This is a genomic window from Aeromonas sp. ZOR0002, assembly GCF_963866995.1.
Lineage (GTDB): Bacteria > Pseudomonadota > Gammaproteobacteria > Enterobacterales > Aeromonadaceae > Aeromonas > Aeromonas caviae.
Genome location: NZ_CAWMFQ010000050.1, coordinates 1 through 20833 on the forward strand (window position 1 = coordinate 1; position 20833 = coordinate 20833).

Below are 20833 nucleotides of genomic sequence, written 5' to 3' on the forward strand. Positions count from 1 at the left end.
CTGTGCTGCTGTGCTGCTGTGCTGCTGTGCTGCTGTGCTGCTTTGTCTTTGTCGCCATGACATCCCGGGTCGGAAGCATGGATAACCCGGTGGGCAATGCCGGCGCATTGGCTGTCACGCCGAAGGGGCGATCAGTGGTTCAGGTAGACATCCTGGCCGCCGTAGCTCAGTGCCCCACCCAGAGGGGTTGCGGGCTCGAAGAAGCGGGTCAGGACACCGGCGCGCTGGCCCAGGGTGCTCAATGTGCTCCGGTCCAGGGCGACCTGTTCGGGCAGCCAGGTCAGCACGGCGGCACAGTGACCATTGATCAGGCTCTGCTCCAGCAGGCGCTGCCAATTCTTGATCTTGGGGGCGTGCACGACAAGCACCCTGGCAGGATTGATTCCTCTGGCCTGCAATTGCGCGGCGGCGGGCAGGCCTGGCGGGGCGACGAGCAGGATCCAGCCACTGTCGGACTGACTCAGTTGCCCCAGGGCATCCAGCAGCGGCGCTTCCTGATGGAGAGGGCCGCGCCGCTGCTCTTGTCCCATCTTGCTCTGATGGCGAGTGGGCCAGGTGGTGATCAGACCGGCAGAGGAGGAAGGGGGGCAAAGACTCAGGGGCTGGCTCATATGTCGTTCCTGTATGAATAACCATGCTGTATGTGTATACAGTAGTTCTGTTCGCAAGGAGTGACAAGTCATTTGTGGCTAAAAATGTGAGCCGATTAACAGGAGATGATTTTAACTACATGATTAAAAAGGATATTTATATCTTCCTTATACAGGGTGTTTTTTAACCTGTAGACAAACTTCGGGTCGGCGCTCATGGTTATACAGTCCTGTATGGGGAGAGGAGGGAGCGAGATGGACGTCAGTACCTTGCAACGACTGGATGCCAACATTCTGCTCGGGATCATCAACGAAAAGCTGCGGCTGGAGTGTGATGGCCTTGAAGAGCTGCTGGCTTACTACGACATGACAGAAGATCAGCTGGCTACCCGTCTGCAACAGATCGGGTATCACTACGACCCCATGAGCAATCAGTTCAAGGCGCATGGTTAATTGAAATCAAAGGGTGCTCCGATTGGGGCATCCTTTTTATTACCTGACGAGGAGGTGTGAATTGAAAACGCTTTCAATTTCTCCCTAGTTGGCAATTATTTTCACGTATTTTCAGTCACAGGCAATCATTGAAAACCTATTCATGAAACTATCTTTTTTGTTTTCTTATATCACTATGATTTAAAACGAAATTTATATTTCATTCAGACTAACTCAAGGAAAGGGTTTTCATGGTGAAACTGTCATTTTTATGCGTTAAAGTGTGACTCACGTTAACTTTTAAACCCTTGGCTTTAGCTAGTATGCCCCCGCCGGAGCATATTCTGAGATAACAACAGCGCCGGTCCCCCCGATGGGATGACATTTTTTATTTGTAACGAAGGAAAATGGTTTATGGCTACCAAGAAGAAGACAGACCAGGATCTCCAACTGGATAAAGATCAGCTCAAGGCGAGTATCGTGCGTCACCTGCGTTCTACCTTGGGTACAAGCGAACAGAAAGCCTCTCCGGATGCCTGGTGGAAAGCGACCGCTGCCGCCGTCAATGAACAGGTGTACGAGCGCCTGACCCGTACTCAGCAGACTCACTTCAAGAAAGATACTCGTGCGATTCACTATCTCTCTGCTGAATTTTTGATGGGGCGTTTGACCTCCAACAACCTGCACAACCTCTCCCTCTACAAAGTCTGTGAAGAGGCGCTGGGTGAACTCGGTCTGGAACTGACCGATCTGTGTGAACAAGAGCCTGACATGGCCCTTGGCAACGGCGGCCTGGGTCGTCTGGCTGCCTGCTTCATCGATTCCCTGGCGACCCTGAACTACCCGGCGGTGGGCTATGGCATCCACTACGAGCACGGCCTGTTCCGTCAGGAAATTCAGGATGGCCGTCAGATCGAGCGTCCGGACTCCTGGCGCGAATATGGCAACCCCTGGGAGATCTGCCGCCCGGAATCGGTGCAGGAGATCCCGCTCTACGGCTACGTGGAGACCGTCTTTGGTGACAAGGGTGGCCTGAAGAAGGTGTGGCACGCCGGTCGCAAGATCAAAGGGGTGCCCTGGGACATTCCGGTGGTCGGCTTCGGTGGTCACACCGTCAACATCCTGCGTCTGTGGGAATCCCGCGCCTCCGAGTTCTTCGACTGGGACGTGTTCAACGCCGGTGGTTATATCGACTCCCAGGCCGAGAAGGCCCAGGCCGAGACCATCTCCAAGGTGCTCTACCCGAACGATGAGACCGACGCCGGCAAGGAGCTGCGCCTGATCCAGCAGTACTTCTTCTGCGCCTGCTCCATCAAGGACATCATGCGTCGCTACAAGCGGGTGCATGGCAGTGACTTCAGCAACTTTGCCGCGCAAATCGCCATCCAGCTCAACGATACCCACCCCACCGTGGCCATCCCCGAGCTGATGCGCGTGCTGGTGGATGAAGAGGGGCTGAACTGGGATACCGCCTGGGGCATCTGCTATCAGGTCTTCTCCTACACCAACCACACCCTGCTGCCGGAAGCGCTGGAGAAGTGGTCCGTCAGCCTGTTCGAGAAGGTACTGCCCCGTCACCTCGAGATCATTTATGAAATCAACGCCCGCTTCCTGAACGAGCTGGTGGAGCCCAAGTGGCCGGGCAACGATGCCATCAAGGCCAAGCTCTCCATCATCGAAGAGGGTGACGTGCGCAAGGTGCGCATGGGCAACCTGTGCGTCATCGGTTCCTCCAAGGTGAACGGCGTGGCCGAGATCCACTCCAAGCTGGTGAAGGAAGATCTCTTCCCCGAGTATGCCGAGCTGTGGCCCGAGAAGATGTGCAACGTCACCAACGGCGTGACTCCCCGTCGCTGGCTGCTGGCCTGCAACCCGGAACTGGCCGAACTCTACAACGAGGTGGTGGGCAAGGAGTGGCCGCTGCAACTGGACAAGCTGCGCAGCGTGGTGAAGTTTGCCGACGACAAGGCGTTCCAGCAGCAGTTCATGACCATCAAGCGCCACAACAAAGAGAAGCTGGTCAAGGTCATCAAGGCGGAAACCGGCATCGACGTGAGCGCGGAGGCGATCTTCGACGTCCAGATCAAGCGTCTGCACGAGTACAAGCGTCAACAGCTGAACCTCATCCACATCATGGCGCTCTACCGTCGCCTGCTGGCGAACCCGGACTATGACATGCATCCGCGGGTGTTCATCTTCGGCTCCAAGGCGGCGCCCGGTTACAAGCTGGCCAAGGACATCATCTACGCCATCAACAAGCTGGCGGAGCGGGTCAACAACGACGCCCGTATCCAGGGCAAGCTGAAAGTGGTGTTCATGCCGAACTACCGCGTGAGCCTTGCCGAGAAGCTGATCCCGGCGGCGGATGTCTCCGAGCAGATCTCCACTGCAGGCTATGAAGCGTCCGGTACCGGCAACATGAAGATGGCGCTGAACGGTGCCATCACCATCGGGACGCTGGATGGAGCCAACATCGAGATCGCCGAAGAGGCGGGTGCCGAGAACTGCGCCATCTTCGGTCTGAACGTGGACGAGGTGAAGGCCCTGAAGGCGCGCGGCTACAACCCGTATGACTTCTACTACGCCAACTCCGAACTGAAAGCCGTGCTGGACTGGTTTGATACCGACTACTTCACGCCGGGTCGCCCGGGGGAGCTCTCCTCCATCAAGCGTTCCCTGCTGGAAGGGGGAGACCCTTACCTGACCCTGGCCGATTTCGAGTCCTACTCCGAGGCGCACAAGCTGATCGACGCCTGGTACCGGGATCCGGCCTTGTGGGCGAAGAAAGCCATCATCAACTCGGCCACCATGGGCAAGTTCAACTCCGACCGCTCCATCCAGGATTACGTAGACCGGATCTGGAAACTGACGAGCTGCAGCGTCGGCTGATGTCTGCTCCTGTGAAAAACCCCGCGATGCGGGGTTTTTTTTCATCTGTCGGGCTGAGGGAGGCTCAGGGCCTGTCGACCACCCGGGTGTCCGCCGGCACCCGTTTCTTGCCGGTGATCATCGCCCTGACGAGATCGCCCCGTACCAGACGATCCAGGGCGATGACAGCCAGTACATGGACGAAGATGGCCACCTGCAACCCCTTGGCAAAGAACTCATGGATCTCTTCCATGCGATGGGTGCCGGAGAGAGGCCCGTATTCGGTCATGATCCCGCTGGCGGCGGTGCCGACAAGGCAGGTCAACAGCAGCAGTATCATCAAGGACCCCAAAGGATTGTGACCGGCGTAGTAGGGGTGGCGCCCCTTGATCGTCTCCTTGAGATAGGTGATGACGCCGGCCGGTGTCGGCAGCCACTGGGCGAAGCGGGCATGATAGGAGCCGATGAATCCCCATACGATGCGCAGTACCAGCAGTCCGGCCAGCGCATATCCCGCATAGCGGTGGTTGCGCGCCCCCTCTTCAAGGATGAAGAGATTCAGCACGCACAACAGCACAGTGGCCCAGTGAAATCCCCTGACCACCGGATCCCATACCTTGATTTCACGGTTGTTCTGCATCGTCTTTCCCATGAGGTGATCCCCTTGTCGTGATGTCCATGATCATCGCCATCGTCAGCCATGGCTGCGTGATGGCCGTTGTCAGCATCATGAAGGCGATTTCTTAAGTGCGAGTTAATGTCGCGGTGATGTCACGGGTAGGGAGTGCGGTGGTTTCGGGGCGAGAAAAAGCCCCGGCGATGCGGGGCTTGGAGGGGCATTAGGGGGCGAACCTCAGTGGAGGATATCCCCCATGAAATAGGCCAGCATGGTCAGGATGACGGTGAACACCAGGTTCAGTACCAGGCCGGCCCGCATCATCTCCCGCTGCTGGATATGGCCGCTGGCGAAGACGATGGCGTTGGGGGGCGTGGCCACCGGCAGCATGAAGGCACAGGAGGCGCCAACGGCGATCAGCACGGAGACCACGATGGGGGAGACTCCCAGAGCCTCGGCCACCCCGGCGAACAGCGGCACCAGCAGCGCGGCGGTGGCGGTGTTGGAGACCAGCTCGGTCAGGAACACCACGAAGGCGGCCAGGCAGAGCAGGATCACGAAGATGGGCATGGAGGAGAGGCCGCTGGAGAGGTGCTCCGCCAGGAAGGCGTTGGCCCCGGTCTGCTTGAGGATGGCGCTCAAGGTGAGACCACCCCCGAACAGCAGCAGCACGCCCCAGTCGGTGTTCTGGTTGATGTCATCCCAGCTGGCGACCCGGCTGACGGCGATGGCCAGGATGGCGCCCATGGCGATCAGGGTATCGAACTGGGGAATGCCGCCCAGCGCCTTGGCAAGAGGCTGGGATCCAATCCACAGCAGTACCGTGGTCAGGAAGATGGCCAGGGTCACTTTGCGCTGACCTGTCCACTCGATGGTGACCTGCTCGGTGCTGACCTGGTGGGAGAGATTGGGACGGGTCACCCAGTAGAGCAGGCCGATACCTACCGGCATGAAGATGATCACCACGGGGATGCCGAACTCCAGCCAGTCGGTGAAGCCCAAGCCCATCTGGGCGGCGGCGATGGCATTGGGGGGGCTGCCCACCAGGGTGCCGATGCCACCGATGCTGGCGCTGTAGGCGACGCCAAGCAGCACGAAGACCAGGGTGCGGCGCTCCTTGTGAACGTCCAGCCCCTTCAGCATGCCGAGGGCCAGCGGCATCATCATGGCCGCGGTGGCGGTGTTGCTGATCCACATGGAGAGGGCGGCCGTGATGGTGAAGAGCACGATGGAAGCCCAGCCCAGGTGTCCCTTGGCGAGCTGCATCACCTTGCCGGCGATCTGGGTGTCGAGTCCCTGCTTGGAGAGGGCTGCCGCGAGGGCAAAGCCGCCAAAGAAGAGGAACAGGACGGGGTTGGCAAAGTCGGTCAGCGACTTGCTCATGTCGAACACCCCGAGCAGGGTGGCGAGCACCGGGATGGAGATGGCAGTGATGGTGATGTTCACGGCCTCGGTCAGCCAGAGGATGGCGATGAAGATCAGGATGGCCAGCCCCTTGTTGACCATGGGGTCAAACGGGAGCCATGCCAGCATGGCGCAGAGCAGGAGCAGATCCAGGATGACGATCCCGGACTTGATGTCCAGCCAGCGTGAGGGGGGAGTCGTAGGTACGGCCGATGTGTGCATAACGTTCTCTCGGTTAATTTATGGTTGTTGTTGTGATGCCGAGGTTACATTTATCCCCCTGTTTGAAACAGGGGGATATGGTCAAATCATGTGGCGACTCACAGAGTCAAGTGAAAACGGATCTTCAATTAAACAGAAATGAAACATTTCATTTTCATTTGACGGGGGAGGTGAAGGAGAGCAGCCACTCCTTGAACAGGCTCTTGGGCAGGGCGCCGCTGCGCTGTGCCAGGATCTCCCCCCGCTGGAAGACCATCAGGGTAGGAATGCTGCGGATGCCATAGCGACCTGCGATGGCGGCCTCCTGCTCGGTATCGAGTTTCACGAAGCGAAGGCGGGGCTCAAGCTCCCGGGCGACCTCCTGAAAGACGGGGGCAAACTGCAGGCAGGGGCCACACCAGCTTGCCCAAAAGTCCACCACCACCGGGATGTCGGACTGGATCAGGGCATCGAAGCTGGCCTGACGCCCCGCCACCGGGGTTTGTTCGAAGAGGGCGTGACGGCAGCGGCCGCACTTCGCGTTTGAGTCTGCTTTTTCGACAGGCAGGCGGTTGCGGGTAAAGCATTGGCTACAATAGGTGGTGACAAGTGACATAATTGCTTCCTTATTTCATGGCCCGGCAACATCTTTATTGCAATCAAAGCGCTGACTAACGGTAACATAGCACTCAGTGGTTTTTCACAGTTGGCCTCCGGCCGTGACCTGATGTCACCGGATGGCCGACCATGACATGAGAATCGAGACGGGATGAAGAGTGTTGCACGGGCCAATCGTGTTGTCTTTGGCCTTATCATCGTATCGCTGGTGGGCTTTTCTGCCTATTGCTGGCAGTTGCTCAGCCAGCAGCAGCGTGCCTTCGATTTGAGCGTGGCGGCTGAGATGGTGCTCAATCGGGTCAATACCGATACTGTCTATCTGCTGGGGCGCGAGAAGGCCAGCGATGGCAGCGTACAGCAGCGCCTGAGCCTGCTTTCCAGTCACCTGGACAGGTTCGTCAGGCTGGTGCACGAGGATCCGGAGTCGGTGGACGACCCCGGCTCCCAGGCGTTGCAGCGGGACATCGACGGTTATCTGCTGGATCTCGCCAGGCTCTACACCATGGAGATGACCATCGAGTATCTGGCTCCCCGCTTCCAGGGCCAGCTCAAGGCGTTGCAAGGCACCCTGCCGGTCGGTGAGGCGCAGTACCGCGACCTGACCGAACTCATGCGCCTGCACCACTACCTCAGACGCAGCTGGGATCAGAACGAGCAGCGGCAACTGCTGCAACTCCAGCAGCACCTGCTTGACCGCTATGGGGAGCAGCCGAGGGTCGCGGCCCTCGTCCGGCTGGGCCAGGAGTTCAATCAGCAGGTGATGGAGTACCATCGCCTGCGCAATCAGGTGGTGGAGATGAAGGGGCTGAGCTCGCTGCCTGCCTGGAAGCAGAGCAAGCTGGAGCGGGCCTCCTCCCTCAAGAGCCGCTTCTACCTGATGGTGCTGGGGGGGGCGCTGCTCTGCTTCTCGCTGGTGGCCGCGACCCTGTGGCGCCGCAACCAGAAGCTGAGCGAGCTCTCACGCCATGCCGCGCTGCTGGCCCAGGCCAAGAGCGACTTCCTGGCCAACATGAGCCACGAGATCCGCACCCCCATGAATGCCATCATCGGCTTCAGCGCCCTGGCACTGCAAACCAGCCTAGATCCCCAGCAGCGGGACTATCTCAACAAGATCAAATCCTCGTCGGATACCTTGCTGCTGCTCATCAACGACATCCTGGATCTCACCAAGGTGGAGTCCGGCAAGCTGACCCTGGAGGAGATCGACTTCGATCTCAGCGAGCAGCTCGACTCCCTCGCCGCCATGTTCGCGGATCTGGCGGAGCGCAAACACATCGAGGTCATTATCAACAAGTCTCCCGCCGTGCCCGACTTTCTGCGAGGGGATCCGCTGCGCCTCGGTCAGGTGCTGGTCAACCTGGTGAACAATGCCATCAAGTTCACCGAGCGGGGCGAGGTGGAGGTGGCCATCACCCTCACCAGCCAGCATCCCATGCGGGTCTGTTTCAGCGTGCGGGATACCGGCATCGGCATCGCCCCGGAGAAGCAGGCCCAGCTGTTCCAGCCCTTTACCCAGCTGGAGGCGGGCAATACCCGCAAATATGGCGGCTCCGGGCTTGGCCTCAACATCTCCCAGCGCCTGGTGGGGCTGATGGGCGGGGAGATCACCGTGCAGAGCAAGCCCGGGGTGGGCTCCACCTTCCTGTTCGAGATCCCCATCTCCCAGGCGGTGTACGGGGTCTCGGGGCGTAGGGTCTTCTTCGATCACCAGCCCCTGATCCTGATGATGGATGACAACGAGCTGGTGCTGGAACTGGCCAAGGACATCCTGGGGCGGGCGGGGGCGTCCGTCATCACGGTCAACAGCCTCTCCCGCGCCCGTCAGGTGCTGCGGGAAGAGGGGCATCACCTCCGCCTCGCCATCCTCGACTGGCGCATGGGTCAGGAGGATGGCCTGGACTTGGCCCTCGAGATGTACCAGCACAGCCAGTGGCGGCGCCTGCCTGTCCTGATGACCAGCGCCTGGTCCAGGGAGGGGCTGCACGGGCGGATGGAGAGCATGGGACTGACCCATTTCCTGGCCAAACCCATGACCGAAAACGCCTTGCTGGCCAAGGTGGACGAACTGCTCAACGGCAGCTCCCATGACAGCAAGGTCCGCCAGGCGGAGGCCCAGGGGGATCAGCAGCAGTTCCGGGAGCTGCTGCGCGGCACCCGGGTGCTGCTGGCCGAGGACAACCGGGTCAACCAGCAGCTCATTCTGGAGTACCTGCGCCGGGTGGAGGCCAAGGTCACCGTGGTGGACAACGGCCGCGAGGCGGTGGAGCAGGTGGCGGAGCAGCCGTTTGACGTCATCCTGATGGATCTGCAGATGCCGGTGCTGGACGGGCTGGATGCCACCCGCCAGATCCGCAAGATGGTGGACAAGCACGATGTGCCCATCATCGCCCTCACCGCCAGCGCCATGCCGGGGGACAGGGAGCGCTGCCTTGGTGTCGGCATGAACGGCTATGTCACCAAGCCGGTGAGCAAGCTCGATCTCTACAACAACCTGCTGCAATGGGTGAAGAGCAGCGGCGGGGAGCCCAAGGTGCCCATCGAGGTCAAGCCGCCGGCCCTCATGGGCGTGCTGGATCTGGAGGATGCCCTGCGCCGGCTGGAGCATGACAGGGAGGCGCTGCAGATCCTCTTCAAGCTGTTCCTCTCCGAGCACAAGGACGATCTGTGGGACATCCGCACCGCCCTGCGTCGCCAGCAGCCCGAAGTGGCGTGCCGGTTGCTGCATACCCTGAAGGGGGTCTCGGCCAACATCTCCGCTTCCCGCCTGCAACTGCTGGCCGGGGAACTGGAGTGGCGGCTGCGGCTGCAGGAGGAGCTGAGCGAGGGGGAGCTCAACCAGTTGCAGCAGGTCTTTACCCAGACCCGGGAGGAGGTCTCCCACTTCCTGCTCACCGGAGAGCAGCAGGAGTCGGTCGCCTTCCCGTTCTCGCCCCCCGACAAGCGGCTCTGAGGGGGGGCAAGATAGCAATCGTTCTCAAGTCACCCGCTTCAGGCTATGATGACCCACTCGTTCGCCCCCGTCAGGGGGCGATTGTATTGAGCTTCTCTTCACGATCACGCGGCAGCGCGCCGCGACCAAGGACTTCTCTGTGAGCGTATTTTTGCGGCTTGGCTGGTTTTTCAAGGATCAGTGGCGGCGTTATCTGGTGGCCATCTCCCTGCTGATGCTGGTGGCCCTGTTGACCGTGATCCCCCCCAAGGTGGTGGGCTGGGTGGTGGATGGCATTGCCAAGGGTGACCTGGACAGCGGCACCCTGACCGGCTATCTGGCGGGGCTTTTTGGCCTGGGACTGCTTATCTACCTGCTGCGCTATGTGTGGCGGGTCATGCTGTTCGGTGCCTCCTACCGGCTCGCCTACGTGCTGCGCAACCGGCTGTTCAGCCACTTCACCCGTATGAGCCCGGATTTCTACCAGCGCCACCGCACCGGTGATCTGATGGCCCACGCCACCAACGACATCCAGGCGGTGGAGATGACCGCAGGGGAAGGGGTGCTGACCCTGGTGGACTCCTTCATCGTCGGCATCCTGGTGCTCTCCATCATGTGCAGCCAGTACTCCTGGCAGCTGACCCTGCTCTCCCTGCTGCCCCTGCCGGTGATGGCCTTCTTCATGAACCGCTTCGGGACCCAGATCTACAAGGAGTTCAAGGCGGCTCAGGGGGCCTTCTCCCGCCTCAACAACAAGACCCAGGAGGCCCTCTCCGGGGTGCGGGTGCTCAAATCCTACGCGGTCGAATCCCTGGAGGACGAGGGCTTTGCCGAGCTGACCCGTCAGGCGGGGGAGCGCAACATGGCGGTGGCCCGCATCGACGCCAAGTTCGACCCCGTGATTTACCTGTGCATCGGCTGCTCCTATTTTCTGGCGGTCGCAGGGGGCAGCGCCCTGGTGCTGCAAGACAAGCTGACCCTGGGGGAGCTCACCAGCTTCACCATGTACCTCGGCCAGCTCATCTGGCCCATGTTCGCCATCGCCTGGCTGTTCAACATCATCGAGCGGGGCAGCGCCGCCTACTCGCGCATCGAAAGCCTGCTGGGGGAGCGCAGCGACATCGAGGAGCCGGCCCATCCCGTGGCGCTGGCCTCGGCGTTTCCCCTGCGGGTGCAGGGGCTGGGCTACCGGCTGGAGCAGCGCACCCTGTTGCAGGGGGTGGATGTCACCCTGCAGGCTGGCGCCATGCTGGGGATAGTGGGACGCACCGGGGCAGGCAAGAGCTCCCTGCTCAAGCTGCTGATGCGCCTGGCCAACCCCACGGCCGGGGAGATCCGCATGGGAGAGGTGCCCATCTCGCAACTGTCGCTGGGTGAGCTGCGCAGCCAGTTTGCCTATGTGCCCCAGGAGCCGTTTCTGTTCTCCACCACCATCGCGGCCAACATCGCCCTGGGCCGCCCCGAGGCGAGTCGGGAGGAGATTGAGCGGGTGGCGCGCATCGCCTGCGTGCACGACGACATCAGTCGCTTCCCCAAAGGGTATGAAACCGAGGTGGGGGAGAAGGGGGTGACCCTCTCCGGCGGTCAGAAGCAGCGTCTGGCCATCGCCCGCGCCCTGCTGCTGGATGCCCCTATCCTGGTGCTGGATGACGCCCTCTCGGCGGTGGATGCCCACACCGAGCAGCAGATCCTGCTGGCCCTCAAGGTCCACAAACGCACCCTGGTGCTGGTGAGCCACCGCATGACGGCGGTGGAGCAGGCGGACGAGATCCTGGTGCTGGAGCAGGGAGCGATCAGCGAGCGGGGCCGTCACGAGGCCCTGATGGCCAGGAACGGCTGGTACGCGGACATGGTCCGCTACCAGCGCCTGGAGCAGGACGTGGAGGAGAGCCTGTGAACAGGATGACAAGACCCCTGGTTTCCTTCACCCCCCGCCCGGCTCCCGCGATCGGAGAGGGGAGCAAAGAGAGTCAATTCCCGTGGAACCTTGCGCTGGAGGCAAGTTTGTGAATCCAACCATCAAACGGCTGCTCGCCTACTGCGCCAGCTACCCCCGCTGGCTGGTGCAGGCGGGCATCTGCCTGCTGCTCGCCACCGGCGCCGAGGTGGCGGGCCCCTTGCTCATCAAGCTCTTCATCGATGACTACCTAGCGCCGCGCCGGCTGGAGTGGGGCATCATCGCCGCCCTTGCCGCCGGTTATCTGGGGTTGCAGGTGTTGTCGGCGGCCGGCTTCTATCTGCAATCCCTGCGCTTCAACCGCATCGCCCAGGCGGTGGTGCAGCGTCTGCGCGAGCAGGTGTTCGCCACCGCCATCCGCCTGCCTGCCCGCTATTTCGACAAGCACCGCTCGGGCTCCCTCATCTCCCGCATCACCAACGACACTGAGGCGATCATGAACCTCTATGTCCAGGTGATAGGGCTCTTGGTGCAAAAAGTGGTGCTCCTGTGCGGCATCCTGCTCTCCATGGCGCTGCTGGACTTGCGCCTGATGCTGGTGTGCGCCACCCTGCTGCCGGCGGTGGGAGCCGTGATGTGGCTCTATCAGAAACTGAGCGTGCCCGTGGTGCGGGCGACCCGATCCTTGCTCTCCGACATCAACAGCCGTCTCAACGAGTCGTTGCAGGGGATGCCGGTGATCCAGGCCATGGTGCAGGAGCGCCACTTCGCCAACGCCTTTGCCGGGGTGAACCAGCAGCACTGGCAGGCGCGGATCAAGAGCCTCAAGATCAACGGCATCCTGCTGCGCCCCCTCATCGATCTCTTCTACATGATGGTGCTCATCGGTCTGCTGGCCCTGTTTGCCCACGAGGGGCTGAGCACGGCGGGGGCCATCCAGGTGGGGGTGCTTTACGCCTTTATCAGCTATCTGGGGCGGATGATCGAGCCCCTCATCGAGATGACCAACCAGCTCAACCAGTTGCAGCAGGCCATGGTGGCGGGGGAGCGGGTGTTCGCCCTGCTCGATGAAACCCGCGAGAGCACCGACGGGGAGGTGCGCCCCCTGGAGGGACGGGTACGCTTCGACGGGGTGGGCTTCTCCTACGACGGGGAGCAGCAGGTGCTGCAAGATGTGAGCTTTGCCACCCGGCCGGGCCAGATGCTGGCGCTGGTGGGCCACACCGGCAGCGGCAAGTCCACCATCATCAGCCTGCTGATGGGTTTCTACCCCCTGGATCGGGGGAGCATCCACTTCGATGATCACCCCATGAGCGAGTTGGCTCTCTCGGCGGTGCGCCGCAGCATCGGTCTGGTGCAGCAGGATCCTTTCATCTTCGTCGGCACCCTGGCCGAGAACCTGCGCCTTGGGCGTGACGGCATCGAGGATGGGCGGCTCTGGCAGGCCCTGGAGGAGGTGCAGCTGGCCGATTTCGTGCGCCGCCTGCCCGATGGCCTGGCCACCCTGATGGAGGAGGGGGGCAAGAACCTCTCCGCCGGCCAGCGCCAGCTGCTCTCCTTTGCCCGCGCCCTGGTGGGGGATCCGCGCATCCTCATCCTGGACGAGGCGACCGCGAGCGTGGACTCCCAGACCGAGCTCGCCCTCTCCCAGGCGCTCTCGGCAGCGCGCCGTGGTCGCACCACCATCGCTATCGCCCACCGCCTCTCCACCATAGTGGATGCCGATGAAATCCTGCTGCTCTCCCGCGGGCTGGTGAGCGAGCGCGGCACCCACGGCGAGCTGATGGCGCTGGGAGGACACTATGCCCAGCTGTTCGAGATGCAGAGCCAGGGTGCCTGGCTTGAAGAGAAACGGGCCTGAGGCCCATCTAAAAAAAACAGCCGGCATCTGCCGGCTGTTTTTTTGACTGGCGGGGTTACACCGTGGCCTTGCTGCGGCTGACCTGCTTGGGCTCCAGGGGCGGGAAGTCATCGTTGAAGAAGGTATCCGCTTCTTCAATTTGTGCCTTGCGCTGCTTCTGGATGAAGTTGTCGAAGTCGCGTTTGATCTCGGGGTCCTTGAGCGCCTCGTAGTCGAACACGTTGGCGGCATAGAGGTAGTTGAAGTAGATGTCGACGAACTCGGCGCTGGCACAGGCGGAGGTGAACTTGCTGTTCTGGCGGTCGAAGTTGACGCGGTACTGCTTGATCTTCGGCACATAGACCAGCTCGTTGCCCACCTTGAACACTTCCACCGTGACCCCCACCGTGATGGTCTTGTAGAAGTCCTTGTTGTTCTCCACCCCGAAGCGGATGGCATCCCCCTGCTTTTGCAGGAACTTGTTGAAGCTGGCCAGCGCCGTGGTGCCCTGGCTCACCACCACGTCCATGATGAAGTTGATGAAGTCGGTGGCGATGCTGAGCCCCTTGATGTGGCGGCTGTAGCTCTGCTGATCGATCTTGCTCGGCCCCATCAGGGGGATCTTGGAGAGGGCCCTGGCCCAGAGATCCGCGTCCGTCTTGTACTGCTCGCCATAGGCTTCGGCGTAACGGTTGATGTAGGCGGTGACCACGGAGGTGATGGCGATGAGGTAGGCCTTCTGCTCCGCCAGCTTGGCCATGACGGCGGGATCGTCCAGCAGCTCGTTGGCCACGATGAACTCCACCAGGCCGTCCTTGTCGGCATAGGGATCATTGCCCACCGCCCGGACGGTGTCGGGCAGATTGACGTCGTTGAAGAAGGCCTCGGCCTCGGCGAACTGATCATGGTTGCTCAGGCGGTTGGCCGGTGCCTCGCGCACCAGCTGGCAGAGCACCAGCTCGGCCTCGTAGTCCGACTCGCGCCACAGGGGGGCCTGCAACTGGTTGCCGAAGGTCTTCTTGTAGGCGAGGTTGAAGTCAAACAGCACCGAACTGCAGCCGCACGGTGTAGCTCAGCGGCCCGGTGGGCAGGGGCTTGCTCATCTTCCCCTTGGCGCTGAGGTTGGCATAGCACTTGAGGTACTCCCGGCCAAACAGCTCGTAGGCACGGTTGTTGTTGAAGTTGAGCTGGAAAGTACCGGCGCTCTCGCCCCCGTTGAACAACTGTTGCACGTGACTCATCTCTCTATCCTTATGGTGAGATTGGTAGACGGGTTGACCCGGTGCCGAGTGGCTACTTCCGGGCCAGCAACAGCCTAGCGAGGGAGAGGGGGTTTGGTTACTGCGAATAATCCCAGTGGCGGGGGCGGGATCCTGGGCTAGCCCCCTGACGGGGAGTATTTCTCGTTGTGTTTCATTCGGATATGGCTGTCATGGTCCCGTCATCCGGGGCGGGACCTTGATAAAAATCGGAAAAAGGGGAAAAGAGAGGCGACCCGGGATCAGGAAAGGCCGGTTTTATCATTTGCCAGACAAATAGAACCTGGCCATTGCATGAATTTTGCAAATACCCTTTGGGGGGCCGCTCACAGGGATGGCACGGGAGGCTTGTCTATCGGGAAGCAGGCTGGCAACATTTGCGTCACATTCACTCATCGGATCAGTTTGCAATGGACCTGCAACGCCTCAAAGCCAACCTCGCCCTGCGTCTGTTCGCCTGGCGCTACATTCCCGTCATTGGTTTCTGTGCCCCCGTCATCGAGCAGATGGACGCCAGGGCGCTGCGCATCCGCATCCCGCTGGGCTGGCGCACCCGCAACCACCTGGGCAGCATGTATTTCGGGGCGCTCGCCACCGGTGCCGACCTGGTGGGAGGGCTCCTGGTCATGGAGAAGGGGCGGGCGCGGCGCAAGAAGGTGCATTTCGCCTTCAAGGATGTGCAGGGGGAGTTTTTGAAGCGCCCGGAGGGGGACGTGCAGTTTGATTGCGCGGCGGGGGAGCTTATCGACGCCATGATCGACGAGTCCCTGGCGAGCGGTCAGCGCATCAACCGCCCCATCCAGGTGGTGGCCACCTGCCCGTCTCGCAACGGCGACGAGGCCATGGCCCGCTTCGTGCTGACCCTCTCCATCAAGGCCAGCTGAAGGCCCGAGGGCGCGCTGGCGCCCTTGTTCAAGCCGGGATCAGAGGATCTCGGGATTGACGCCTTCCTTCACCACGACCTTCATGCCGTTGAAGTTGACCACCCGCTCGGCCACTGTGCTGGGTAGCGCTGGCGTGGCAGGGCGTCAGGATCAGAGGATCTCGGGGCTGACGCCTTCTTTCACGACCACCTTCATGCCGTTGAAGTTGACCATCCGCTCGGCCACTGTGCTGGGAAGCGCTTGCGTGGCAGGGCGTCAGGATCAGGGGATCTCGGGACTGCTCCCTTCCTTCACCACGGCCTTCATGCCGTTGAAGTTGACCACCTGCGCGGCCACTGTGCTGGGTAGCGCTGGCGTGGCAGGGCGTCAGGATCAGAGGATCTCGGGGCTGACGCCTTCTTTCACGACCACCTTCATGCCGTTGAAGTTGACCACCTGCTCGGCGACTATCTTGCAGCGTTTGCGGGTCTCGACCTGACCGTCCACTTCCACCAGGCCCTCGGCGACCAGCGCCTTGGCGGCACCGCCACAATCGGCCCAACCCTGATGCTTGATCAGGTCACACAAGGCAACGAAGGGGTGACCTTCGAGCAGAAACGTCTCCATGGGAAATCCTCTAGCTGGATGAATGGCTGAAACAGCGGGGGCTCATTCTAGGCAGTTAGGCGGGGCAGGGAAAGGGCCCGGGCCGAATTGCCCCGAAAAAGGGGCGAGCACAGGCAAAAAAACCAGCCCGACCGGGCTGGTTGTGTCTCTGGGGGCCACTGGTGCTCAAGGGAGCTTCACCACCGCTTCCCCCGTCACGGCGAGGGCGCCGCCCTGGGTGAAGATGCGGGTGGCCAGGGTGGCGATGGGCTTGTCGCTTCGAAGGGCAATCACCTCCACCTCCGCCGTCACCTCGTCCCCCACGAACACCGGCAGTTTGAAGCCGAGGCTCTGGCCCAGGTAGATGCTCCCCTTGCCTGGCAACTGCTGACCGAGCAGCCCGGAGAAGAGGCTCGCCAGCAACATGCCGTGGACGATGGGGCGCTCGAACACCGTCGTGGCGGCGAAGTCCGGGTCCAGGTGCAGGGGGTTGAAGTCCTCCGACAGCGCGGCGAAGGCGGCCACCTCGGCCGGGCCGAAGCGCTTGGTCAGGCTGGCTTTCATGCCCACGGCAAGGGGTTGTGTACTCATGCGGGTTCCTCTTCTTGCTTCCTGACGCCAGCAAACACCGGATTGAGCCGTACCTTGACGTAGCTGCCGGGGGCCGCCTCCAGCCCCTCGACAGGCTGCCGGGCGGGGACGGGCTCTGCCTCGTCACGGTCTTTGATAAAGCGCATCATCTCGGGCCACCAGGAGCCGCTCTGGTGGGTCGCCCCCGCCAGCCACTGCGCCGGGCTGTCCGCCTCGGCCCCGTTTTGCCAGAAGCCGTATTTGTTGGCATCCGGCGGATTGATGATGCCGGCGATGTGCCCGGATTCGGCCAGAATGAAGCGCCGCTCGCCCCCGAACAGCGCCATGCCCTGCCAGGTTCCCTGCCAGAGGGCGATGTGATCGTCCACGGCGGACACCTGCAGCACCGGGGTCTTCACCTTGGCGAGATCGATGCGGGTGTGGCGGATCTTGAGCTCCCCCTTCACCAGCTGGTTTTCCAGGTAGAGTCGGCGCAGCAGGCTGTTGTGGGTCTTGCCCGCCACGTTGGTGCTATCGCTGTTCCAGTGCAGTAGATCGAACGCCACCGGGCTCTGGCCCTTGAGGTAGCTGTCGATGTAGTAGTTCCAGTAGAGGCTGTTCTCCCGCAGCAGACTGAAGGAGACCGCCAGCTGGCGCCCGTCTATGATGCCCCTGGCCTCGTTCTGCGCCTCCAGTGCCGCGATGATGGGCTCGTGGATGAAGATGCCAAGCTCACCGGGCTGGGAGAAGTCCAGCAGGGTGGTGAACAGGGTGGCGCTGCGTACCCGCTGCTTCTGGCGCCGCGCCGCCAGCCAGCCCATGGCGAGTGACAATGCGGTGCCACCGATGCAGTAGCCGATGCCGTGCACCTCCCGCTCACCGGTGGCCGCCTCCACGGCGTCCAGGGCGGCGATGACCCCGTCCACCACGTAGTCGTCGAGATCGACCTGCCCCTGTGCCACCCCCGGGTTGCGCCAGGAGATCATGAAGACCGTCTGTCCCTGGGCGACCAGCCAGGCCACCAGGGAGTTCTGGGGGCGCATGTCCATGATGTAGTACTTGTTGATGAAGGGGGGCACGACCAGCACCGGGGTCTTGCCCACCGTCGCCGTGGTCGGGCTGTACTGGATGAGCTCAAAGAGCTCGGTGCGCAGCACTACCCGGCCCGGGGTAGTCGCCAGATCCCTGCCGAGCTCGAAGGCGGACTCGTCGGTCAGGCGGATGTTGAGGTGATCGGCGCTGCGCTCCAGATCTTCGGCCAGGAGCGCAAGGCCGCGCACCAGATTCTGGCCGTCGGACTCCAGGGTGAGCTTGAGCAGCTCCGGGTTGGTGGCCAGGAAGTTGCTGGGAGCCATGGCGTTGACGTACTGGCGGGTGAAAAAGCGCAGTCGCTCCCGGCTCTTCTCGGGCACGCCCTCCAGGGCATCCACCGCCGCCAGCAGGTGTCTTGCGGTCAGCAGATAGGATTGCTTGAGGTAGTCATAGAGGGGTTGCTCGCTCCAGGCCTCGGCCTTGAAGCGGCGATCGCTGCGATCCGGGGTGATCACCGGCTCGCTCGGCTGGCCTGCACTCTTGAGCAGGGTGTGCTGCATCAGCTTGAGCTGATCCTGCCACCAGTTCATCTGGGACTGGATCAGCTGCCAGGGCTGCTGGCTGCCCTGCTCCAGCACCTTGCCCAGATCGTCCAGACTGGTCTGCAGCAGGGCCTGGGCCGTGCGCTCGGTCTGGGCTCTGGCCATGGCCAGCAGCTTGTCGTTGTAGTGGGCCAGGGCCTCGAACAGCGGGCCGTAAGATGATTGGCTCATGCGTTCTCCTTCACCCACGCCCGGGGCGGGCACTTGCCCGTTCTGTCGAGTCGTGGGGAGATGTGGCTGCCCGCAAGACGGGCAGCCAGGGGTTATCAGGCCTTGCCCGTGCTCTTCTTGATGCCATCTGCGGTCAGGGCATCCAGCTCTTCCTTGAACTGCTGGCCGAGGGCGCTGAGCTTCTGGATGTCATCCAGCATCTGGCGGGAGAGCTGGCTGGCGCTCTCCAGCTGCACGGTGCCGAGGGCCGCCAGGCTCTGGGCATCCTGCACCTTGCCGACGGCCTGCAACTGGTTGAGCCCCAGTTCGGCGTAGGCATTGGCGGACGCCAGTTGCAACCGGGTCAGCTGTTCGATGTTGCTGGCCAGCAGCTGGTTGTAGCGGGTGAGGGGGGCGGCAAAGCCTTGCATCTGCTCGGTAAAGCTCTTGATCACGTCCATATTCATCATGGGTCTCCGGTTCGGCAGAACACTGTTTTTGCGGGTCAATCGACCCTTCTTGCGGGTACAGCACGTCATCCCTGTGTTACGTGTTGTTTGCTCTGTTCAAACACACGTTTGAGCATTCTGCAACCAATCCACCTTTGGTGTAAATGACATAAATGTTAGTTTCTGTTTGAATTTTCCAATCCGCCGAGAAAGCCATCCCCGGATTCAGACGAGAGGTGACGCAGGGAAAGGGTCGGGGTCTCGTTCCCCGGGGCCTGCGCTGGTACCCTTGAGCCACACCCTCTTCACAAGGAATCCCCGATGAAACCGTTCGCCCTGCTGCTCGGCTGTGGTGCCCTGACCCTTGCCGGTGTCGCCCAGGCCAGCACGCCGCTCCAGATCTCCCTGCCCGGTGTCAACCTGCCCTCGTCCAATCAGGTGGAAGGGGCACGGGCTTCCTTCCTCTACGGCCGCACCGGCCAGGTGAAGGGGATCGATCTGCCGGTGTTCGCCCTCTCCGACGTGGATCAGTTCACCGGCCTGCAGCTTGGTGTGTTCTTTGGCGCGAGCCGGGTGCGCCACCAGTTTGGCGGGGTCGCCATCAACGCCGTCAACTGGCACGAAGGGCAGGATACCGGCCTCAATCTGGGCTTCGTCAACCTGACCAACAATGTGAAGGGGCTCAACTGGGGTGCGGTCAACATCGCCCAGGGCAATGCCCTGGCCAACGTCGGCTTCGTCAACTATGCCGAACGCACCACGTTCCAGCTGGGGTTCGTCAATGCCACCAAGCACCTGGACGGCTTGCAGATTGGCCTGGCCAACTACGCCGAGAACGGCATCTTCCCCATTCTGCCCCTGATCAACTTCAAGAAATCCTTCTAGGGACCAACTTGCCCTTGCTTTAGGAGGGGCAGCCATTACCCTGTGCTCCATCAAGGTTGCACAGAGGTAACAGGGGCATGACAACGGAACACATGGACGCCATCGGCATCGGTTGGGACGTGAGGGGCTGGCAGGGCAATGCCCAGGCGGTGGCGGTGGTGGGTTGGCAGGCCCGGGAGTCCCGTCTGCACTGGCTCGGGATTTCCCCCCTGTTTCGCCTGAGCTCCCGGGTCGCGCCGGATCTGGATGCCCTGCTGCGCCCGGCCCTGCAAGACGAGGTGGCGCTGATGCAAGTGCTGGCCTGCCCGCGCCTTGCTCTCGGCATCGATGCGCCCCTGGCCTTTCCCCGCGCCCTCGCCGATCTGCTGGCGGGGCGGGGGAGCGGCTTTCCCGTGCCTCAGCGGGAGATTGACAACCCTTACGCCTACCGGGATTGCGAGCGCTGGCTCCATCAGCACTATGGCAAGAAGCCCCTCTCCGCCACCTTCGACCGGCTCGGCAACAACGCCACCCTGGCCCTCTCCATGCTGCCGCGCCTCGGGGATCTGCAACTGGTGCCAAAACAGGCGAGGGCTGCCGGGCGCGCGGTGCTGGAGGTCTATCCCGCCCTGGCCAAAATGGGGGGCAAAGCCTCTGCGGTGCGGCCCGAGCTGCAACCCTACCTGCCGGCGTCCCTCATCCCTGGAACGGATCCCTATGATGCCGCGCTCTGCGCCCTGATGGCCCTGCAATTTGCGGCCGAAGGGGTCGTCACCTCGCTGCCTGCCCTGGTGGACCTGCCGGACGAGATGGCACCGGACGAAGGCTGGGTCTACCACTTCGCCCGGGATTGAGGCGCCCAAGGGCACTACGCTCCCTCTGATGAGACTGCTGGCGACTTGCTGTCGCCACTGTGTATGGCTTGCCGTTGCCACGGTGTCAGGCAAGGGCAGGCCGCGTTCGTCCTTGTGATCTTCCGACGCCTCCTTGACCCTTGCCGTTGTTGCCTTATTTTGCGACTGCCGACTGCCGACTGCCGACTG

18 protein-coding genes and 1 pseudogene are annotated in these 20833 nt (G+C 62.0%); 8 read left to right on the forward strand and 11 right to left on the reverse strand.

Annotated elements, in window-relative coordinates; all coding sequences use genetic code 11:
- Positions 1 to 131: 131 nt before the first annotated feature.
- The gene (locus tag AACR77_RS03515; protein ID WP_042879773.1) at positions 132 to 611 is read right to left on the reverse strand and encodes a cell division inhibitor; all 480 of its coding nucleotides are present in this window, start codon (positions 609 to 611) and stop codon (positions 132 to 134) included.
- Between the two features lie 234 nt (positions 612 to 845).
- Here AACR77_RS03515 and AACR77_RS03520 point away from each other — a divergent pair, with 234 nt between their 5' ends.
- Complete coding sequence (locus tag AACR77_RS03520; RefSeq protein ID WP_005323525.1) at positions 846 to 1043, forward strand: DUF4250 domain-containing protein; 198 nt, start codon at positions 846 to 848, stop codon at positions 1041 to 1043.
- A gap of 393 nt (positions 1044 to 1436) precedes the next feature.
- Entirely contained in the window at positions 1437 to 3911 is a 2475-nt protein-coding gene (locus AACR77_RS03525) for a glycogen/starch/alpha-glucan phosphorylase (protein ID WP_042879775.1), read from the forward strand.
- Positions 3912 to 3975: 64 nt separating this feature from the next.
- Here AACR77_RS03525 and AACR77_RS03530 read toward each other — a convergent pair whose 3' ends face one another.
- The 3 genes from AACR77_RS03530 to trxC form a co-directional block, all read right to left on the reverse strand.
- On the reverse strand, positions 3976 to 4542 hold the full coding sequence (locus tag AACR77_RS03530; protein ID WP_080770075.1) for a cytochrome b/b6 domain-containing protein: 567 nt from the start codon (positions 4540 to 4542) through the stop codon (positions 3976 to 3978).
- Between the two features lie 201 nt (positions 4543 to 4743).
- Entirely contained in the window at positions 4744 to 6132 is a 1389-nt protein-coding gene (locus AACR77_RS03535; RefSeq protein WP_041215077.1) for an SLC13 family permease, read from the reverse strand.
- 154 nt (positions 6133 to 6286) lie between these two features.
- Positions 6287 to 6727: a thioredoxin TrxC gene (gene trxC / locus AACR77_RS03540; protein WP_042879777.1), complete on the reverse strand. Its 441-nt coding sequence runs from the start codon at positions 6725 to 6727 to the stop codon at positions 6287 to 6289.
- Positions 6728 to 6880: 153 nt separating this feature from the next.
- On the opposite strand from trxC, the gene AACR77_RS03545 reads away from it, so the two are divergent.
- From AACR77_RS03545 to AACR77_RS03555, 3 genes are all read left to right on the forward strand, one after another.
- A complete protein-coding gene (locus AACR77_RS03545) occupies positions 6881 to 9679 on the forward strand; it encodes a hybrid sensor histidine kinase/response regulator (protein ID WP_042879779.1) in 2799 nt (932 codons plus the stop codon).
- Between the two features lie 139 nt (positions 9680 to 9818).
- Positions 9819 to 11555, forward strand: a complete 1737-nt coding sequence (locus AACR77_RS03550; RefSeq protein WP_041215080.1) for an ABC transporter transmembrane domain-containing protein — start codon at positions 9819 to 9821, stop codon at positions 11553 to 11555.
- A gap of 109 nt (positions 11556 to 11664) precedes the next feature.
- Positions 11665 to 13416, forward strand: coding sequence for an ABC transporter transmembrane domain-containing protein (locus tag AACR77_RS03555; RefSeq protein WP_042879780.1), 1752 nt, complete (start codon positions 11665 to 11667; stop codon positions 13414 to 13416).
- Positions 13417 to 13471: 55 nt separating this feature from the next.
- On the opposite strand, the gene AACR77_RS03560 is transcribed toward AACR77_RS03555, so the two are convergent.
- Both AACR77_RS03560 and AACR77_RS03565 read right to left on the reverse strand, forming a co-directional pair.
- Complete coding sequence (locus tag AACR77_RS03560) at positions 13472 to 14443, reverse strand: hypothetical protein (protein ID WP_231563138.1); 972 nt, start codon at positions 14441 to 14443, stop codon at positions 13472 to 13474.
- A complete protein-coding gene (locus AACR77_RS03565; protein ID WP_231563139.1) occupies positions 14433 to 14636 on the reverse strand; it encodes a hypothetical protein in 204 nt (67 codons plus the stop codon). Before AACR77_RS03565 ends, AACR77_RS03560 begins: the two co-directional genes overlap by 11 nt.
- Before the next feature lie 428 nt (positions 14637 to 15064).
- Between AACR77_RS03565 and AACR77_RS03570 the strand changes: the two genes are divergently transcribed.
- Positions 15065 to 15538 carry a DUF4442 domain-containing protein gene (locus AACR77_RS03570; protein WP_010674883.1) on the forward strand — a complete coding sequence of 158 codons (474 nt, stop codon included), beginning with the start codon at positions 15065 to 15067 and terminating at the stop codon, positions 15536 to 15538.
- Between the two features lie 150 nt (positions 15539 to 15688).
- Here the strand turns inward: AACR77_RS03570 and AACR77_RS03580 are convergent.
- The 5 genes and pseudogenes from AACR77_RS03580 to AACR77_RS03605 all read right to left on the reverse strand — a co-directional run.
- Positions 15689 to 15763 (reverse strand): annotated as a pseudogene (locus tag AACR77_RS03580) (ribosome-associated protein); the annotation flags it as partial.
- A 147-nt stretch (positions 15764 to 15910) separates the two neighbouring features.
- Positions 15911 to 16144, reverse strand: a complete 234-nt coding sequence (gene ybcJ, locus AACR77_RS03590; protein ID WP_010674882.1) for a ribosome-associated protein YbcJ — start codon at positions 16142 to 16144, stop codon at positions 15911 to 15913.
- A gap of 165 nt (positions 16145 to 16309) precedes the next feature.
- On the reverse strand, positions 16310 to 16714 hold the full coding sequence (locus AACR77_RS03595) for a MaoC family dehydratase (RefSeq protein WP_042879782.1): 405 nt from the start codon (positions 16712 to 16714) through the stop codon (positions 16310 to 16312).
- Positions 16711 to 18498 (reverse strand): class I poly(R)-hydroxyalkanoic acid synthase, encoded by a 1788-nt coding sequence (locus tag AACR77_RS03600; RefSeq protein WP_042879784.1) that lies wholly within the window; start codon positions 18496 to 18498, stop codon positions 16711 to 16713. Before AACR77_RS03600 ends, AACR77_RS03595 begins: the two co-directional genes overlap by 4 nt.
- A gap of 95 nt (positions 18499 to 18593) precedes the next feature.
- Positions 18594 to 18944, reverse strand: a complete 351-nt coding sequence (locus AACR77_RS03605) for a phasin family protein (RefSeq protein ID WP_039040883.1) — start codon at positions 18942 to 18944, stop codon at positions 18594 to 18596.
- Between the two features lie 303 nt (positions 18945 to 19247).
- Here AACR77_RS03605 and AACR77_RS03610 point away from each other — a divergent pair, with 303 nt between their 5' ends.
- Together AACR77_RS03610 and AACR77_RS03615 are read left to right on the forward strand one after the other, a co-directional pair.
- Entirely contained in the window at positions 19248 to 19811 is a 564-nt protein-coding gene (locus AACR77_RS03610) for a VC2662 family protein (protein ID WP_042879786.1), read from the forward strand.
- A gap of 77 nt (positions 19812 to 19888) precedes the next feature.
- Positions 19889 to 20644, forward strand: a complete 756-nt coding sequence (locus tag AACR77_RS03615) for a DUF429 domain-containing protein (protein WP_042879788.1) — start codon at positions 19889 to 19891, stop codon at positions 20642 to 20644.
- Positions 20645 to 20833: the final 189 nt, after the last annotated feature.

Bases quoted from the DNA above. Each gene is read 5' to 3' on its own strand.
- AACR77_RS03515 (WP_042879773.1), bottom strand. From the start codon at position 611: ATGAGCCAGCCCCTGAGTCTTTGCCCCCCTTCCTCCTCTGCCGGTCTG.
- AACR77_RS03520 (WP_005323525.1), top strand. From the start codon at position 846: ATGGACGTCAGTACCTTGCAACGACTGGATGCCAACATTCTGCTCGGG.
- AACR77_RS03525 (WP_042879775.1), top strand. From the start codon at position 1,437: ATGGCTACCAAGAAGAAGACAGACCAGGATCTCCAACTGGATAAAGAT.
- AACR77_RS03530 (WP_080770075.1), bottom strand. From the start codon at position 4,542: ATGGGAAAGACGATGCAGAACAACCGTGAAATCAAGGTATGGGATCCG.
- AACR77_RS03535 (WP_041215077.1), bottom strand. From the start codon at position 6,132: ATGCACACATCGGCCGTACCTACGACTCCCCCCTCACGCTGGCTGGAC.
- trxC (WP_042879777.1), bottom strand. From the start codon at position 6,727: ATGTCACTTGTCACCACCTATTGTAGCCAATGCTTTACCCGCAACCGC.
- AACR77_RS03545 (WP_042879779.1), top strand. From the start codon at position 6,881: ATGAAGAGTGTTGCACGGGCCAATCGTGTTGTCTTTGGCCTTATCATC.
- AACR77_RS03565 (WP_231563139.1), bottom strand. From the start codon at position 14,636: ATGAGTCACGTGCAACAGTTGTTCAACGGGGGCGAGAGCGCCGGTACT.
- AACR77_RS03570 (WP_010674883.1), top strand. From the start codon at position 15,065: ATGGACCTGCAACGCCTCAAAGCCAACCTCGCCCTGCGTCTGTTCGCC.
- ybcJ (WP_010674882.1), bottom strand. From the start codon at position 16,144: ATGGAGACGTTTCTGCTCGAAGGTCACCCCTTCGTTGCCTTGTGTGAC.
- AACR77_RS03595 (WP_042879782.1), bottom strand. From the start codon at position 16,714: ATGAGTACACAACCCCTTGCCGTGGGCATGAAAGCCAGCCTGACCAAG.
- AACR77_RS03600 (WP_042879784.1), bottom strand. From the start codon at position 18,498: ATGAGCCAATCATCTTACGGCCCGCTGTTCGAGGCCCTGGCCCACTAC.
- AACR77_RS03605 (WP_039040883.1), bottom strand. From the start codon at position 18,944: ATGAATATGGACGTGATCAAGAGCTTTACCGAGCAGATGCAAGGCTTT.
- AACR77_RS03610 (WP_042879786.1), top strand. From the start codon at position 19,248: ATGAAACCGTTCGCCCTGCTGCTCGGCTGTGGTGCCCTGACCCTTGCC.
- AACR77_RS03615 (WP_042879788.1), top strand. From the start codon at position 19,889: ATGACAACGGAACACATGGACGCCATCGGCATCGGTTGGGACGTGAGG.